We start from the raw sequence: 17,011 nt of genomic DNA on the forward strand, positions 1-17,011 counted from the left end.
GCGATGCACGACATCCGCGCCATCCGCGACAACCCCGCCGCCTTCGACGCCGCGCTCAGCCGGGTCGGGGTCGAGGACGCGTCGTCGCCGCTCCTGGCGCTGGACGAGGCGCGGCGCGCGGCCATCCACGAAGCCGAAACCGCGCAGGCCGAGCAGAACCGCGCCGCCAAAGAGGTCGGCGCCGCCAAGGCCAAGGGCGACGAGGCGGAGTTCGAACGTCTGCGCGCCCTGGTGACCGAGAAGAAGGCCGCGGTGACCGAGATGCAGGCCCGCGCCCGCGATCTCGACGCGGAACTGACGGACGCGCTGATGCGCCTGCCAAACATGCCGCTGGACGACGTGCCGGACGGCACGGACGAAGACGACAACGTGGAGATCCGCCGCTGGGGCACCCCGCGCGACTTCGCCTTCGCCGCCAGGGAGCATTACGACCTTCCGGCCGTCGCGAACGGCATGGATTTCGAGACCGCCGCGAAGCTGTCCGGTTCGCGTTTCGTTGTGTTGTCGGGCGCAGTCGCGCGCGTGCACCGCGCTCTGGCACAGTTCATGCTCGACACCCACGTTACCGAGAACGGTCTGACGGAGACCTGGACGCCCGTCCTCGTCCGCGACGAGATGATGTACGGCACCGGGCAGCTGCCGAAATTCGGTGAAGACAGCTACCGCACCCGCGAGGGCTGGTGGCTCGTGCCGACCGCCGAGGTCACGCTGACCAACATCGTCAACGACATGACGGTGGCCGAAAGCTACCTGCCCCGGCGCTACGTCGCGCACACCCAGTGCTTCCGCTCCGAGGCAGGCAGCGCCGGGCGCGACACCGCCGGGATGCTGCGCCAGCACCAGTTCGAGAAGGTGGAGATGGTGTCGATCACCCATCCCGACAGCAGCCTTGAGGAACACGGCCGCATGACGCGCTGCGCCGAGGGCATCCTCGAAGCACTGGAGCTGCCCTATCGGACCGTGGTGCTGTGCACCGGCGACATGGGCTTCGGCGCGCGCAAGACGCACGACATCGAGGTCTGGCTGCCGGGCCAGAAGACGTACCGGGAGATTTCCTCGGTCTCGGTCTGCGGCGATTTCCAGGCGCGGCGCATGAACGCGCGAATGAAACCCGAGGACGGCGGCAAACCGGTGTTCCTGCACACGCTTAACGGCTCCGGCCTCGCTGTCGGGCGCTGCCTGATCGCGGTCCTGGAGAACGGCCAGCAGGAGGACGGATCGGTCGACCTCCCCGCCGCGTTGCACCCGTGGCTGGGCGGCAAGACCCGGCTGACCGCGGAAGGAGAGCTCGCCTGACTCCCGAGACCAGCAGAAAGCTCTGGGCCGGCGCGCTGCTTCTTGCCGCGCTGGCCTTTGCCGCGTCGCCCGTCTTCGCACCCGGATTCAACGGGTTCGAACCGTCGCAATTCCCAAACCCCCAGAGAGATCCCCCTGTTCAGCCCGCCGGCTACGCCTTCGCGATCTGGGGGCTGATCTATGTCTGGCTGATTCTCGGCGCAGGCTTCGGCCTCCTGAAGCGCGCCGACGACCCCGACTGGGCCGAGATGCGCAAGCCCATGGTAATGAGCCTCGCCGTCGGTGCGCTCTGGCTGCCGGCGGCGCAGCAATCGGTGGCGCTTGCGACGATCATGATCTGGGTCATGCTGGCGACTGCGCTGATCGCGCTGACTCGCACCGGCGATACCGACCGCTGGTGGCAGATGTCACCCGTCGCGATCTATGCCGGCTGGCTGACAGCGGCGGCCTGCGTGTCGATCGGCCTCGTCCTCGCGGGCTACGAACTCCTGCCCGAAACCCCGGCGGCGCTGGTCGCGCTGACCCTCGCGCTCGTCATCTCTGTTACCGTGCAGTACCGGCTGCACCGGGCGCCGGAATACGGCATCACGGTGATCTGGGCGCTGGTGGCGGTGATCGTCGCCAATGCCCGTCCCTTCAACGCCGCGGTGGTCGGGCTTGCCGTGATCGGGATCGCGGCGATCCTCGCCATTCGCGGCACCGATACCGAGTAGCCGCATGGCCGAGACCGAACGCGACAAGATGATCTCGGGCGCGCTCTACCATCCCGGCGATCCCGGCCTCTCGGACGACCGCAAGCGAGCGCAGTCGCTCATGCGCGATTACAACGCCACGATCTTCGGCGACGACGGGCGCGAAGAGATCCTGCGTGCGCTCTTGGGCGCCTTGGGCGAGAAGGTGGCGATCCGAGCGCCCGTCTACGTCGATTACGGCTACAATATCCGCATCGGGTCGGGCGTGTTCGTCAATTACGGCTGCTACCTGCTCGATGCCGGGCCCATCACCATCGGCGACGGCTGCGACATCGGCCCCTACGTGCAGATCCTCACCGCCGATCATCCGCGAGATCCCGAGGCCCGCAAGGCCGAGCTGGAGACGACGCGCCCAGTCACGATCGGCCGCGATGTCTGGCTCGGAGCCGGCGCGATCCTGCTCCCCGGGGTGAGCATCGGGGATGAGGCCATCGTCGGTGCGGGTGCCGTGGTCACCCGCGACGTCGGGCCGGGAACCACCGTAGGCGGCAATCCGGCCCGCCCCCTTGTTCGGCGCGGCGACGGGCATTAGTTTCCTGACGAAAGGCTCAGGAGGCACATCCCATGTTCGGCATCCCCGGCCAGGCACCCGTAACGATGACCGACGCGGCGGTCCGCCAGATCTCGAAGCTGATGGAAAAGGACGGGCGCTACGGTCTGAAGATCGGCGTCAAGAAGGGCGGCTGCGCGGGCATGGAATATACCATGGACTATGTCGACGACGCAGACAGCAACGACGAGGTCGTGGAAAAGGACGGCGCGCGCGTGCTGATCGCGCCGATGGCGCAGATGTTCCTGTTCGGCACAGAGATCGACTACGAGACATCGCTGCTCGAATCGGGCTTCAAGTTCCGCAACCCGAACGTGGAAGACGCCTGCGGCTGCGGCGAATCGATCAAGTTCAAGGACGTGGACGAGCTTCAGACGGAGCGCGACAGCGCACAGGGCTGATCGCGCCGCTATTTGCCGACGCTGCGATTAACGCCCGGCCTCGCGCCGGGCGTTTTTTCGAATCGCGGGGTTCTCTAGGGTGCTCCTAGGACAAGCTCGATCGGGATGCCTTCACGGAGCAATGGCCGAAGGCCGCTGCTGATCGCCGGCCCGCCTCAGGACAGGCGCCGCGCTGTTTTGAGCCAAAATATGTCGTGCAAACAAAGAAACGCCCCCGCATATCCTGCGGGGGCGTTCAAAACCACCGGGGGCGCGCTTACTGCTGCTGCGCGGCGGTCAGCAGCGGCGTGATCCGGCGCACCGCGGCGCGGCGGTTGGCCCGTTCGGCGTCCTCGGTACGCACCAGCAGATCGCTTTCGCCGTAACCCTGAACGACCATGTTCTCGGGCGGCACGTCGAAATACTCGGTCAGCGCCAGCGCCACCGATTCCGCGCGTCGGTCCGACAGCGCGAGGTTCATTGAGGCCGAACCCACCGCGTCGGTATGCCCCTCGATCAGGAAGACCTCGCCGGGCCGCTCGTCGATGATGTCGCGCATAGCGTTGCCGAGCGCCGACAGCGCCTCGGCCTCCTCTGGCCGGATTACCGCCGAGCCGGTCTCGAAGTTGACCGAATCGACGTTGATCTCGGGCACCTGCTTGCGCACCTCGGCGATGTTTCGCACCTGGTTGAGCGAGAACGACCGGTCGATGGTCTGCACCCCCGCATTGGCCAGCGCATTGGCCAGATCCTGTTGATCGTTGCCGCGATACTCGATCATCTGGCGCTGTTCGCTCACCTGCGGCAATTCGCTCACCGATACCTCCCGGAACGACTGCGTGTCGTCGAAGAGCACGACCTGATCGCCCGACGGCAGCGTCCGCACACGGCGCAGAACCCGGCCGTCGGCGGCGCGGATGGTCTCGATCTCGGTGCCGTCCTCGCGGATCACCACCGATCGCGTGGAACCGTCGTCGTACTGGTACGAGGTCACATTGGCGCCCGGCTGGCGCAGGAGCGCGTCGTCGTTGCGCAGCACGCGGTACTGGCCGTCACGCTCCACCACGATCCGGTCACCGGTATCCGAGACGACCTCCTCGTTCGGTTGCAGGATGCGGTCGAGCGCGACCGCGCCCAGCGCCCCGGCCGCGGCGCCGCCGAAGAACGTGCGAAGCTTCTCGGCACGCTCGCCGTCATCCTCGTCGTCATCGTCGTCGTCGCGGCGTTCCTGACGCTCCACGTTCTCGTCGACGGCGGTGCCGAACTCCTCGTTGGAACTACGGGCGGTCTCATCAGTGATCGTCTCCTCGACCACCTCGGCGCCGTCCGTGCCCTCTTGTGCGGCCGCGGTCGACTGGGCTGCTCGGTCCTGCTCGGCCAGCGCGTCGGCGTCCTGCTGGCGCCGCTCGGCCGTTTGCGCCTCATCCTGCGGATCCTGTTGTGCCGTCTCGTCCGCCGCTTCACCCTCGGCGGACTCGCCCTCGCCATCGGACCGCATCCGCTCGCGCAGCTCGTCCACACTGGACGCATCCTCCTCGGCCTCGGAGGACTGGACGTCCTCACCAGCTGCAGCGGGCGCGGTGCCCTCGTCCGGCGTCTCGGCACTCTCGCCGGCCGGATCGTCGCTTTCGGCCGGAGCCTCGGTCGCCGCAGGGGCGTTGCTCTCCGCGGGATCATCGCTCTCGGCCGGCGCCTCCGCAGCTGCCGGCTCTTCGCTTTCGAGCGGACGCTCTGCCGCCGCAGGATCATCGCCCTGCGACGGTGCGTCGCCCTCGGCCGGCGCGTCATCCGCGGCCGTGGCGGCCGGCGCATCTTGCTCCGCTGACTCCGTGGTGGCTCCGCCCGCTCCCAGCGACTCCCGCAGTTCGTCCGCGCCGGTGCGGCTCTCGTCGGTCGCGGCCGAGCCGGCTTGCCCCTGGGGGTCGGTTTGCTGCGGCTCGGGCTCCGTCACCGTCTCGGGCTGTGCCGGCGCCTCCTGTTCCGGAGCGGCCTGCGGTTCCGGGTCCTCCCGAACCTCCGGCGCGGCCTCAGACTGCGGCTCGGGCGCCGCATCCTGGCCCTCGGTCTCGGGCTGACCGCTGCCCTGACCCTGCGGCTCAGCCTGCTCTTGAGGATCGGGCTGCGCTTCCGGCGCGGGCTGTTCGGCCTGGGGAGACTCCTGCCCCCCGGCCCCCTGGCCCTGACCGTTGCCTTGGCCGTCACCCCGACCCTGATCGTTCTGCCGCTGGTCCCGGCTCTGCGACTCGGCCTCCTCGGCGTTCTCGCGCTGCTGCAGCAGGAACTGGCGGCGCTGTTCGTCGGTCATTTCCTGACCCGGTTCCTGTTCCTGTGCGAGGACCGGGGCCGGAACGACGAGGCTGAGCGACAGCGCCAGCGCCGTCGATGTTTTCAGAATGCCTGGTTTCATGACATCTCCCTTCCCTTGCTGCTGCGTGCAGCGTCGGGACGAGAACGTTTCGAACGCCATGCACGGTTCCCGCAACAGCGAACACAAAACGGCAAGGGGCCGCCGAGTGCGATCACATCATGTCAAGAAGCCGGCGCTTGTCACCCTCGTCCCGTTCCCGCGAGATCGCCTCGGCGAGATCCTCGAGCGAGCGGATCGAATGGCCTGCGCGAAAGCTGTCCACGTGCGGCAGCATCGCGCGGATCCCGGCGGCCTTCGGCGCGAACCCGTCCCACCGCAGGAGCGGGTTGAGCCAGATCAGCCGGCGCGACGACAGGTGCAACCGCTCCATCTCGCGACCCAGTGCGCCGGCGTCGTCGCGGTCGAGCCCGTCGGTGATCAACAGCACCACCGCGCCCTGCCCCATGACGCGGCGCGACCAGTCCCGGTTGAACGCGTGCAGGCAGGCCCCTATGCGGGTGCCGCCCTCCCAGTCCTGCGCCTCGGCGCCTGCGGCCTTCAGCGACTGGTCGACGTCGCGGGTCGCAAGGTGGCGGGTGATGTTTGTCAGCCGCGTACCGAAGGTGAAGGCGTGCACCTTCGCCCAGCCGGCACCCTTCTGGTTGGCGACGGCGTGCAGGAAATGCAGCACCATGCGCGAGTAATGCGACATGGAGCCGGAGATGTCGCAGAGCACCACGAGGCTCGGCCAGCGCATCCGCGGGCGCTGGCGGGCAAGGCGCTGCACCTCGCCGCCCTGGCGCATGGCTGCGCGGATCGTGCGCGGCCAGTCAGGCCGGCGCCCATGCGGCGCGGCGACGGCGCGACGCGAGGCGATGGGCTTTACCGGCAGCGTCAGCCGCGCCAGCATGCGCTTGGCCGCGGCGATCTCGGCGGTCGACATCTGTTCGAAGTCGAGGCTGCGCAGGCGTTCCTCGGCCGACATGGTCTGGCTGGCGTCGACCTCGATCGGCAGCTCCTCCTCGTCTCCTAGCGGAGCCTCCTCGGGCGGAGGCGGCGGCTCCGCCCCGTCCAGCAGCGCCTCGGCGGCGCGCTTCTCGGCGGCGTCGGCGGCGCGGTCCTCCTGCACGCCGCGCACCGCCGGGAGCATCATCGACATCATGTGTTCGAGATACCGCGGATCGCGCCAGTAGAGCCGAAAGATCTGGTGGAATACCGCCCGGTGCTCGGGGCGCGAAACGAAACAGGCGTGCAGCGTCCAGTAGAAGTCCGTGCGCGACGTGAAGCCCGCCGCCTCCACCGCGCGCACCGCGTCGATCACCCGGCCGGGGCCGACGGGAAGGCCGGCGGCGCGCAGGGCGCGCGCGAAATGGGTAATGTTGTGCGCGAGCCTCGGATTATCGGGCACGTCGATCGGGGCGTATCGCGGCATCAGTCTGCGTGGGGGCGCTGCCCCCACACCCCCGGGATATTTGCGGGCAGATGAACCCAGGGGCGCGCACGCCTGCTTCTTTGGGCTCCAAATACTCGCGGCATGACGGTGGGTCCGGGCGTGTCTTTCATGAGGCGAGATCCGCGCGGGCCTCGTCCAGAAGCCGCGCCGCCTCCGAGCCCTGCACCTTCTGGATGTCATCCTGGTACTTCAGCACCGCGCCCAGCGTGTCCGAGATGACCTCGGGCGAGAGGTCGATCACGTCGAGCGCGAGAAGGCACTTGGCCCAGTCGATGGTCTCGGCCACGCCGGGGCGCTTGAAGAGGTCCTCGGTGCGCAGGCGCTGGACGAAGGCGACGACCTCGCGGCTGAGCGCGGCGGAAGCTTCGGGCGCGCGGGCGGCGAGGATCTCGATCTCGCGGTCGAAGCCGGGATAGTCGACCCAGTGGTAGAGGCAGCGGCGCTTGAGCGCGTCGTGTACCTCGCGCGTGCGGTTGGAGGTCAGGACCACGATCGGCGGCTCGGGCGCGGCGATGGTGCCGAGCTCGGGGATCGTCACCTGGAAATCCGACAGCGCCTCGAGGAGGAACGCCTCGAACGGCTCGTCGGTACGGTCAAGCTCGTCGATCAGCAGGACCGGCGGGCCGCCCGGTTGCGGGCGCATCGCCTCCAGGAGCGGCCGGGCGATGAGGTACTCCTCCGAGAAGAGCTCGTCCTGCAAGGCCGAGCGGTCGGCGCCGCCCGCCGCCTCGGCGGTGCGGATCGCCACCATCTGCGCGGGGAAGTTCCATTCGTAGACCGCGCTTCCCGCGTCCAGTCCCTCGTAGCATTGCAGGCGGATCAGGCGGCGGCCGAGCGCGGCCGCGAGCGCCTTGGCGATCTCGGTCTTGCCGGTGCCGGCCTCCCCTTCCAGGAATAGCGGCCGCCCGAGCGTCAGCGCGAGATAGGTCACCGTCGCCAGCGGCCGGCCGCAGACATAGCCCGCCGCGCCCAGCCGGGTCTGGACGTCGTCGATGGACGTGACTGCACTCATGCGGGGCTCCCTCTTGGCGGCATGTCCCGACTTGCTCGCCCGCCGGGACCGGGTGGGTCAAGTATGCATAGGTCGCACGGCCGCTACCCCGCGCTGCTGCGACCCGATTGACGCGGCACCGCGCGCGCCGGTAGCTTCCATTGCAACGCGGTCGGGTTTACCGCCCCGGAGCGAAGGGGCAGTGAACGGGCAGGCCCCACCGGGGCCACGGCACCCGGCACGGGGATGGGCAGATCGCCATGACGAGACGACCTTACGGGATTCCGGGCGACCCATGCGCGTGACCGCGGTGACCTGCGTGAAGAACGAGGGCCCGTTCCTGCTGGAATGGATCGCGTTCAACCGCGTCATCGGCGTCACCGATCACCTGTTCTATTCCAACGACTGCACCGACGGGACCGACGCGCTTCTGGACGCGCTCGCCGCGGCAGAGGTGGTGGAGCATCGCGCCAATCCCGCGAAGGGCCGCCATTACCAGATGGAGGCGCTGAAGGACGCGCGCCGCCGCCGCCTTGTGAAGACGGCCGATTGGGTGTGGATCGCGGACGTGGACGAGTTTCTCAACATCCACGTGGGCGATCACACGATCCCCGCGCTTATCGCGGCCTGCGGCGATCCGCAGGCGATCTCCGTGCCGTTCCAGTTCTTCGCCAATGCCGGGGTGGAGGCGTTCAAGGACCGCCCCATCATCGAGCAGTTCACCTGGTCGCACAATCCCGACCTCTGGTGTGGCGAAACGGCGATCGAGGTCAAGTCGCTGGTGCGCAAGGAATTCCCGCTGGCCTATTACGGTGCGCACCGGCCGTTCCACGACCCCGAGGGCCCGGCCGACAAAGGCCTCGCCTGGACCGACGCCGCCGGCCGCCAGGTGCCGCGCCCGTTCCGCCGGCACGCCAACAAGCGCCGCATCCGAGCGCTCCCGGCGAAGGGCGCGCGCGCCTTCGCCACGCTCAACCACTACGCCCTGCGCTCGGCCGAGAGCTACCTCGTCAAGACCGACCGCGGCGACGTGAACCGCGAGAACCGCACCTTTGACGTCACCTATTGGCGCGAGCGCAACGATGCCGCGTGGCAGGACGCCTCCATCCACCGCTACCTGCCGGCCCTTACGGCGGAGATCGACCGGCTGAAGGCCCTGCCGGGTGTCGCCGCGCTGCACGACGCCGCCGTCGCAGCCCATCGTGCGCGCGCCGCCGCGCTCATCTCGGATCCGCATTACCGCGCCCTGCTGGGTGCGCTCCGCGCCGCGCCGCGCCTGCCGCCGACCGAAGCCGCCCTTCGCGCGGAGCTGGGCCTCGCATGATCATCAATCTCGGCCTGCCCAAGACCGGCACCACCACGCTGTCGCGGGCTCTGCGCCGCGCGGGGCTCAGTACCGCTGACTGGAAGGTGCGCGCCGGTCAGACCGACGATGCCGCCATGCACGGCGCCTTCGTCGGAGAGATCCTCTATACCGACTATTTCGCTACCGGCGATCCGCTTGCGCGGCTGAAGGTCTTCGACGGAATCACCGAGATGAACGCCCTGTCACCGCGCGGCAATTACTGGCCGCAGACCGACTGGGCGCTGATCGACGCAATGCGCACGCATCATCCCGAGACGCGGTTCATCCTGTCCTGGCGCGACCCGGCCAGGACCGCCGGCAGCATGATGCGCTGGAAGGCAATGGGCACACGCCGCCTGCCGCGCCACCAGGTGCCCGGCCTGCCTAAGGGCTGGGGCGGCACCGAAACCGAACTGGCGCGCTGGATCGACGGGCACCAGCGCTTCTGCGCCGCGATCTTCGCCGGCTCGGACCGGTTCCTGGCCTACGACATCGAGGATCGGGAGGCTCCGGCGCGGATCGGCGCCTTCATCGGCCGCGCGCTGCCCTGGTGGGGGGTGTCCAACAGCAATCCCGAAGCCGACGAAGCCGCGGTGCCAGACACCGATCCGACCGAAGAGGCCGGCACGGCCGATGAGGTCCCACCCCTTCCGCGCGAGGCGCGCTGAGCGATGCGCATCCACCTTCTTGTCGGCCCGTCGGAGCGCGCCGCGGCGCGGCTGCGCGGACTTCTGAAGGACAAGGCCGGTGCGCTCGCCAGGCTCCGGATCGGCGCGCCCGACTGGAACCCGATCCGGCTCTATCTCGCCTGCTCCGAGCCCGACATCTCCAGTATCCTGCGCTTCGCCCGCGGCTACCGCAGCGTCGGCGCGCAGACGCGGCTTCTGGCAGAGCTCGAGTCGCAGATCGACGCGCTCGGACATATCGGGATCGACACGCTGGTCATCGTCTCGGGCCATCTCGGCCGCCTCATGCCGCGCCCGGAGGAGCTGCGGCGCCTGCGCGTGCTCCTGTCGCGCCTCTCCGGCGACATCCGCATCACCGCGCATGTCGAGGAGCAGTCCCGCCACCTCGCCCGCCTCTATCCCGGCCGCGTCGCGGAAGGGCGGATCACGCCGCTCGCCGCCGAGCTCGCGCTCGCGCGCGATCCGGGGCCGTGGTGGGATGGCGCGCTCTCGCGCTGGCCGGACGCGCGGCCCTATCTCGCCCGCTACCCGATGCTGGAGGCGCCGGCCCACTGGCTCGACTACGAAGCGCTCGTCGCGCATTGGGAGGACACGTTCGGCGCCGGCAGCATGACGCTGCGCCCGCTCGACCTCGGGCGCCTGGCGTCCGGGGACGCGCCTCAGGTTCTGGCCGAGGCGCTGAGCCTCGACACCCGGCTCGGCCCGGCCGAGCCGATGGCGCTCGGCGCGCCGCCAAGCGCCGCCACCACAACGCGCCTGCGCCGCTTCAACGAGGTGCTGCTCGCCTGGCAGGCCAGACGCGGCCTGCACTGCCCGCGCGACCTGCGCCGCCGCTTCGCGCGTGAGATCGCGGTGGACGGCCCCGCGCTCGACCCCGGCGCGCTTTCGGCGGTGTCGGAGCGGTTCGCGGCGGCCAACGCGCGTCTAGAAGCGCGCTTTCCGGCGCTGGCCGGCCACCTGTCGCCCCCGGCCCCCGCCAAACCCTGGGCCGAGGCCGATCCGCTCTTCGGCTACCGCGCGACGCAGTACCTCACCGCGTTCGGCCCTGCGCTGGAGCGTAACGGCAAGTCGATCCCCGAGATGAAGGCCGCCGACCGCGCCGAGGACGAAGCGGCAAGTCGGGCCGCGCCCACCGAGGGGCTGACCGACACCGCGCGCGAGGTTCTGCCGCCGCTCGCGCGCATGCACGTCCAGAAACTCAAGGGCTCGCCCTACGCGCCACACAACCGGCTCGGCAGAGTGAACGAGGAGGAACTTGCGGCCCCCTACCCGCCGACGCCCAAGCGGGTCCTGCCCGAGGGCACCTCGGGCCGCGTGATCGTCGGCTGCATGAAGAACGAAGGCCCCTACATCGTCGAATGGGTGGCCTACCATCGCGCCATCGGCATCGACCACTTCCTCATCTACACCAACGGATGCGACGACGGCACAGACGCGATCCTGTCGCGGCTGCAAACGATGGGTGTCGTGCAACACCGGTCCAATGACAATTGGACGGGCAACTCGCCCCAGCAGCACGCGCTCAACCGGGCTCTGACAGAGCCGGTGATCCGCGACGCCGAGTGGATCATCCACATCGACGTGGACGAGTTCATCAACGTGCGCTGCGGCGACGGCACGCTCGACGCCTTCCTGGCCCGCGTGCCCGAGGCGACCAACGTCGCCATGACCTGGCGGCTCTTCGGCCATGACGGCGTGGCGCGGCTCTCGGACCGTTTCGTCATCGACCAGTTCGAGGCATGCGCGCCTGCCTTCTGCCCCAAGCCCCACACCGCGTGGGGCTACAAGACAATGTCCCGCAACATCGGCGCCTATCAGAAGATCTCGTGCCACCGCCCCAACAAGCTGGCGCCCGGATTCGAGGACCGCGTGCGCTGGGTCAACGGCTCGGGCGCCGACATCACGCGCGCGGCGGCCCGGAACGGCTGGCGGTCTTCCAAGGGCACGATCGGCTACGACCTTCTGCAACTGAACCACTATGCGCTGCGCTCGGCCGAGAGCTTCCTCATCAAGCGCCAGCGCGGCCGCGCGCTGCATGTGGACCGGTCCATCGGGCTGAATTACTGGATCCGCATGGATTGGTCGGGTGCCCGCGACATCACCATCAAGCGCAATCTGCCGCGCTTGCGGGCCGAATACGATCGCCTGATGGCGGATCCCGAACTGGCACGGCTGCACGCGGATGCTCTCGCCTGGCACCGCGCCAAGGCCGAGGAACTGCACGCCACGCCCGAATTCGAGGATCTCTACACGCGGGCGCTCTCCCTCCGCCTGACCGAGACCGAGCGCGTCGCCTACGCTCTTGCCCTCGACACGGAAAGCTGAGTTGGCCCCGCTCCCGAAGGCACAGGGCAGACCGGCCTTGTCTGCCACGAACTTCTCTTAATTTCCCAAGGGCGGGCGCATTTCCGCCCAGATACGCGCGCAATGTCCGGACCGAGGCTGGCTGTCCGGCCGGATCGGGTAAAGCAGGGACGAGTTGGCAATGCAGGACAAGCCTCAGGACGATCGGCAGGAGACGGACGCGGCCGACCGCGACCTTCTGGATCTCGATTACCCCGACTGGGTGACCGAGATGGACCGGCGCGGCAGCGCGGCCGGCTTTTTCGAGCCCCTCGGGGACGATCACCACGCCCATTTCCTCGAAGCCGACGGCAGCCGCCTGCTGGTCACCTTCGAGAGCTACCCGGCGATCCGCGCGCTGTCCGACAGCGGCCTGCCGCTGGGCCAGGATGTCGCCGAGGGCGCGGGCTGGTCGCATCTCGCCGTGGTCGCACGCCGCGACACCTGGTTTCGCGACCCGGCTGTCTACGAGTTCTTCGACCAGCTCAATGACGACGGCTTCTTCGACGATTTCGAATCCATCCTGTTCTACGGCGCCGGCCCCTGCGGCTATGCCGCCTGCGCCTATTCGGTCGCCGCTCCGGGCGCGCGAGTGCTGGCGCTGCAACCGCAGGCGACGCTGGATCCGCGGATGACCGAATGGGACGACCGCTTCGTGCACCGGCGCCGCACCTCGTTCACCGACCGCTACGGCTTTGCGCCCGACATGATCGATGCCGCCGAGGCCGCCTATATCGTCTACGACCCGCGCGAGCCGCTCGACGCGATGCACGCCGCGCTGTTTGCGCGCCGCAACGTGCAGCGCTTCCGGCTGCCGTCCATGGGCGGCGCGCTGCAGGGCGACACGCTCGCGCTCGACATCCACGCGCCGCTCCTCGAGGCGGCGATGACCGGAGAGCTCGATACCCTGAGCTTCGCCCGGCTCGCCCGCGCGAGGCGCGACTACGGCACCTACCTGCGCCGCCTGCTGACGCGGCTGGAGGCCGAGGAACGCCACGGCCTGATCAAGATGCTCTGCCGCAACGTGACCGGCCGGATGCGCGCGCCGCGCTTCCGGCGCCGCCTGCAGGCGCTGGAAGCGGCCGAAGAGGCCCGCCTCGCGCCTGCCAGAACCGGCACCGAGGGCGGCTGAGAACGCGCCGCTTGCCACTGGCGCGGCCCCCCGGCCTCTGCTAACGCCCGCGCCATGACCACGCGCCTCACGATCCGCCGCCCCGACGACTGGCACCTGCACCTGCGCGACGGCGCGATGCTGCAGGCCGTCCTGCCCGAAAGCGCGCGCCACTTCGCGCGCGCCATCATCATGCCGAACCTCGTGCCGCCCGTGGTCACGTCCGGCGATGCCGCCGCCTACCGGGACCGCATCCTCGCCGCCCGGCCCGACGGCGCGGACTTCACGCCGCTGATGACGCTCTACCTGACCGAGGAGACCGACCCCGAGGACGTCGCCGCCGCGCATGCCTCGGGCCTGATCTCGGCGGTGAAGCTCTACCCGGCGGGCGCGACCACCAACTCCGCCTCCGGCGTGCGCGATTTCGACCGCGTGCGCCCGGTGCTGGAACGGATGGCCGAGATCGGTCTGCCGCTCTGCGTGCACGGCGAGGTCACCGACCCCGAGATCGACATCTTCGACCGCGAGGCGGTGTTCATCGACCGCGTGCTCGACCCGATCCGCCGCGCGACGCCGGGTCTGCGCGTGGTGATGGAGCATCTGACCACCTCGGACGGCGTCGATTACGTGCGCGAGGGCGGCGCTGATATCGCCGCGACGATCACCACCCATCACCTCGTGATCAACCGCAACCACCTGCTGGTGGGGGGCATCCGGCCGCATTATTACTGCCTGCCGGTCGCCAAGCGCGAAAGCCACCGCCAGGCACTGCGCGCCGCCGCGATGGCCGGGCCGGGCCGGTTCTTCCTCGGCACCGACAGCGCGCCGCATCCTGACACCGCGAAGGAAACCGCCTGCGGCTGCGCCGGGTGCTTCACCGCGACCAACACGCTGTCGATCCTCGCCGAGGTGTTCGAGCAGAACGGCGCGCTGAATCGGCTCGAAGCCTTCACCTCGCTGAACGGTCCGGACTTCTACCGCCTGCCGCGCAACGAAGAGACGGTCACGCTGGAGAAGGCCGCGCCGGTGGATTACCCCGCGAAGATCGACGCCGGCGGAGAGACCGTGACCGTCTTCGACCCGGGCATGCCGCTGCACTGGCGCGTGGCGCAATAACGGCCGTGCGATACGGCGGCGAAACCGTACAATTGGCGGGACCCCGCCGCGAGACGTCCGAAAGGTACCAAAGATGATCCCCACCGCGTTCCCGCCCCGCGAAGAGATCGCCCGCCTGACCGCCCGCGCCCTCCTTGAGATCGAGGCGGTGCATTTCAACGCCGAGACGCCTTTCACGCTCGCCTCCGGCCTGCCCTCGCCGACCTATGTGGACTGCCGCAAGCTCATCTCCTTTCCGCGCATCCGCGCGACGCTGATGGATTTCCTCGCCGTCACGGTGATGCGGGACGCGGGCTTCGAGACCTTCGACAACGTCGCTGGCGGAGAGACAGCGGGCATCCCCTTCGCCGCCTTCGTGGCCGAGCGGCTGGCCCTGCCGATGACCTATGTGCGCAAGAAGCCAAAGGGTTACGGCCGCAACGCGCGGATCGAGGGCGTCATGTCCGAAGGCGACCGGGTGCTGCTGGTGGAGGACCTGGCGACCGACGGCGGCTCCAAGCTGTCCTTCGTCGACGCGATCCGCGAGACCGGCGCGTCCTGCGCCCATACGGCGGTGATCTTCTCCTACGGCATCTACCCCGAAACGCAGTCGCGGCTCGGCGATCACGGTGTCGCCCTGCACCACCTCTGCACCTGGTGGGACGTTCTTGCCGAAGCGCGCGCCAGCGCCGCCTTCGACGCCGCCACCCTGGCGGAGGTCGAGTCCTTCCTGAGCGATCCGCGCACCTGGCAGGATGCCCACAAAACAGGCTGAGCGGCTTTTCGCCCGTCCGCCGGGCGGCTGCATGTTGCGGGGCGAGCCGACCACAACTCAATATAGTGTAGCGAAGATCAATCACATTCGTTATACTGAGATACCCACAGAAAGATACATTTTGCCCCGCGCGGCAGGTTCGCGGTATCCGGGCGGCCCCAGCCGCCGCATCTCAGATTCGTCAGGAGCCCCCCATGTCGAAGGTCGCCGCATTCGATCCCACCGGCGCGAATCCCGCGCCCGAAGCGACCGCGGACACCGCCGACACCCTGCCCCATTCCGTCGAGGCCGAGCAGCAGCTCCTCGGCGCGATCCTGACCAACAACGACGTCTACGACCGCGTCGCCTCGATCCTGTCGGCCAAGCATTTCTACGATCCCGTCCACGCCCGCATCTACGAGGTCGCGGCCGCCCGCATCGCCCGCAACCAGCTTGCCTCCCCGGTCACGCTCAAGGCGTTCATGGACGAGGACGAGGGCCTGAAGGAGCTCGGCGGCGGTGCCTATCTCGTTCGCCTCGCCGGCGCGGCGGTGTCGTCCTTCGCGGTGCGCGACTACGCGCAGATGATCTACGACCTCGCGGTGCGCCGCGACCTGATGGCGCTGGGGCGCGACATCTCCGCCAAGGCGTCCAAGGTCGACGTCGAGTCCGAACCGCGCCAGCAGATCGTCGAGGCCGAGCAGGCGCTCTATTCCATGGCCGAGCAGGGACAGGGCGAACAGGGCTTCGTCAGCTTCCTCCGGGCGGTCACCGACGCGGTCAACGTCGCCAATGCCGCCTACCAGCGCGAGGGACAGCTTTCGGGGATATCCACAGGCCTCGTGGACATGGACAAGAAGCTCGGCGGGCTGCACCCGTCTGACCTTCTGATCCTCGCCGGTCGCCCCTCGATGGGCAAGACGTCGCTGGCCACCAACATCGCCTTCAACGTCGCGAAGGCTTACCGCAAGGGCACCAAGCCCGACGGTACAGAGGGCGCGGTCGAGGGCGGCGTGGTCGGCTTCTACTCGCTCGAGATGTCGGCCGAACAGCTTGCCGCGCGGATCCTCTCGGAAGCCTCCGAGGTCCCGTCCGAGCAGATCCGCCGCGGCGACATGACCGAGGACGAGTTCCGCCGCTTCGTGGAGGCCGCCAAGTCGCTGGAGGCCTGCCCGCTCTACATCGACGACACCCCGGCCCTGCCCATCGCGCAGCTTGCCGCCCGCGCGCGGCGGCTGAAGCGGACCCACGGGCTCGACGTGCTGATGGTCGACTACCTCCAGCTGGTGCGCGGCACCGGGAAATCGGGCGAGAGTCGGGTCAACGAGATCGCCGAAATCTCCATGGGTCTCAAGGCGATAGCGAAGGAACTTAATATCCCGGTGATCGCCCTGTCGCAGCTCTCGCGCCAAGTGGAAAGCCGCGAGGACAAGCGCCCGCAACTGTCGGACCTGCGCGAATCGGGCTCCATCGAGCAGGACGCCGACGTGGTGATGTTCGTGTTCCGCGAGGAATACTACGTCGAGCGCGAGAAGCCCTCGGACGACCGGCTGGAAGAGATGGCCGCCTGGCAGGAGCGGATGGAGCGCCTGCACGGCAAGGCCGAAGTCATCATCGGCAAGCAGCGCCACGGGCCCATCGGCACGGTGGAGCTGTCCTTCGAAGGCCGCTTCACCCGCTTCGGCAACCTCGTGAAACCCTGGCAGCAGAACCAGGTGGAACAGTTCTAGGGAACAAGACGCCCGAGCAGGCAGGCGCGGCCGGACCTGTCGGCGGCAGTCGTCCTGCCGGTGCCGCCACCGGGCGCGGCGACCGCTCTGGGATCGCCGGAACGCGCCCCGGCGTGGCCGGGAAAACTCCCCCGACTTATCCACAGGCACTACGCCGTCTGCCGGTGCCGGCCACCGC

General features: G+C 69.0%; 14 protein-coding genes. 11 read left to right on the forward strand and 3 right to left on the reverse strand.

The window, feature by feature from the left end; translation table 11 throughout:
- The first annotated feature begins 3 nt into the window (after positions 1-3).
- The 4 genes from serS to F3H57_RS11920 are packed head-to-tail and all read left to right on the forward strand — an operon-like array spanning position 4 to position 2,999.
- Entirely contained in the window at positions 4-1,296 is a 1,293-nt protein-coding gene (serS, locus tag F3H57_RS11905) for a serine--tRNA ligase (protein WP_149756143.1), read from the forward strand.
- The gene (locus F3H57_RS11910; RefSeq protein ID WP_149756351.1) at positions 1,293-2,009 is read left to right on the forward strand and encodes a tryptophan-rich sensory protein; all 717 of its coding nucleotides are present in this window, start codon (positions 1,293-1,295) and stop codon (positions 2,007-2,009) included. The genes serS and F3H57_RS11910 overlap by 4 nt, the downstream gene beginning before the upstream one ends.
- Positions 2,010-2,013: 4 nt before the next feature.
- Positions 2,014-2,580, forward strand: a complete 567-nt coding sequence (locus tag F3H57_RS11915) for a sugar O-acetyltransferase (RefSeq protein WP_149756144.1) — start codon at positions 2,014-2,016, stop codon at positions 2,578-2,580.
- 32 nt (positions 2,581-2,612) lie between these two features.
- Entirely contained in the window at positions 2,613-2,999 is a 387-nt protein-coding gene (locus tag F3H57_RS11920; protein ID WP_149756145.1) for a HesB/IscA family protein, read from the forward strand.
- 256 nt (positions 3,000-3,255) lie between these two features.
- Here the strand turns inward: F3H57_RS11920 and F3H57_RS11925 are convergent, their stop codons facing one another.
- The 3 genes from F3H57_RS11925 to F3H57_RS11935 form a co-directional block, all read right to left on the reverse strand.
- Positions 3,256-5,385 (reverse strand): OmpA family protein, encoded by a 2,130-nt coding sequence (locus tag F3H57_RS11925; RefSeq protein WP_149756146.1) that lies wholly within the window; start codon positions 5,383-5,385, stop codon positions 3,256-3,258.
- A gap of 112 nt (positions 5,386-5,497) precedes the next feature.
- Complete coding sequence (locus F3H57_RS11930; protein WP_149756147.1) at positions 5,498-6,757, reverse strand: vWA domain-containing protein; 1,260 nt, start codon at positions 6,755-6,757, stop codon at positions 5,498-5,500.
- A 127-nt stretch (positions 6,758-6,884) separates the two neighbouring features.
- Positions 6,885-7,790 (reverse strand): AAA family ATPase, encoded by a 906-nt coding sequence (locus F3H57_RS11935; protein ID WP_149756148.1) that lies wholly within the window; start codon positions 7,788-7,790, stop codon positions 6,885-6,887.
- Positions 7,791-8,064: 274 nt separating this feature from the next.
- Here F3H57_RS11935 and F3H57_RS11940 point away from each other — a divergent pair, with 274 nt between their 5' ends.
- The 7 genes from F3H57_RS11940 (at position 8,065) to F3H57_RS11970 (ending at position 16,833) form a co-directional block, all read left to right on the forward strand.
- On the forward strand, positions 8,065-9,093 hold the full coding sequence (locus tag F3H57_RS11940) for a glycosyltransferase family 2 protein (RefSeq protein ID WP_149756149.1): 1,029 nt from the start codon (positions 8,065-8,067) through the stop codon (positions 9,091-9,093).
- The gene (locus F3H57_RS11945; RefSeq protein WP_188129672.1) at positions 9,090-9,782 is read left to right on the forward strand and encodes a sulfotransferase family protein; all 693 of its coding nucleotides are present in this window, start codon (positions 9,090-9,092) and stop codon (positions 9,780-9,782) included. Before F3H57_RS11940 ends, F3H57_RS11945 begins: the two co-directional genes overlap by 4 nt.
- Before the next feature lie 3 nt (positions 9,783-9,785).
- The gene (locus tag F3H57_RS11950; RefSeq protein ID WP_149756150.1) at positions 9,786-12,125 is read left to right on the forward strand and encodes a glycosyltransferase family 2 protein; all 2,340 of its coding nucleotides are present in this window, start codon (positions 9,786-9,788) and stop codon (positions 12,123-12,125) included.
- A 160-nt stretch (positions 12,126-12,285) separates the two neighbouring features.
- Positions 12,286-13,275: a phosphoadenosine phosphosulfate reductase gene (locus F3H57_RS11955; protein WP_394349830.1), complete on the forward strand. Its 990-nt coding sequence runs from the start codon at positions 12,286-12,288 to the stop codon at positions 13,273-13,275.
- A gap of 54 nt (positions 13,276-13,329) precedes the next feature.
- Positions 13,330-14,370, forward strand: a complete 1,041-nt coding sequence (gene pyrC, locus F3H57_RS11960; RefSeq protein ID WP_149756151.1) for a dihydroorotase — start codon at positions 13,330-13,332, stop codon at positions 14,368-14,370.
- Between the two features lie 73 nt (positions 14,371-14,443).
- Entirely contained in the window at positions 14,444-15,124 is a 681-nt protein-coding gene (locus tag F3H57_RS11965; protein ID WP_149756152.1) for an orotate phosphoribosyltransferase, read from the forward strand.
- Between the two features lie 194 nt (positions 15,125-15,318).
- Positions 15,319-16,833 carry a replicative DNA helicase gene (locus tag F3H57_RS11970; protein ID WP_149756153.1) on the forward strand — a complete coding sequence of 505 codons (1,515 nt, stop codon included), beginning with the start codon at positions 15,319-15,321 and terminating at the stop codon, positions 16,831-16,833.
- The last annotated feature ends 178 nt before the right edge of the window (positions 16,834-17,011 follow it).

Source organism: Roseivivax sediminis, assembly GCF_900112685.1.
GTDB lineage: Bacteria > Pseudomonadota > Alphaproteobacteria > Rhodobacterales > Rhodobacteraceae > Roseivivax > Roseivivax sediminis.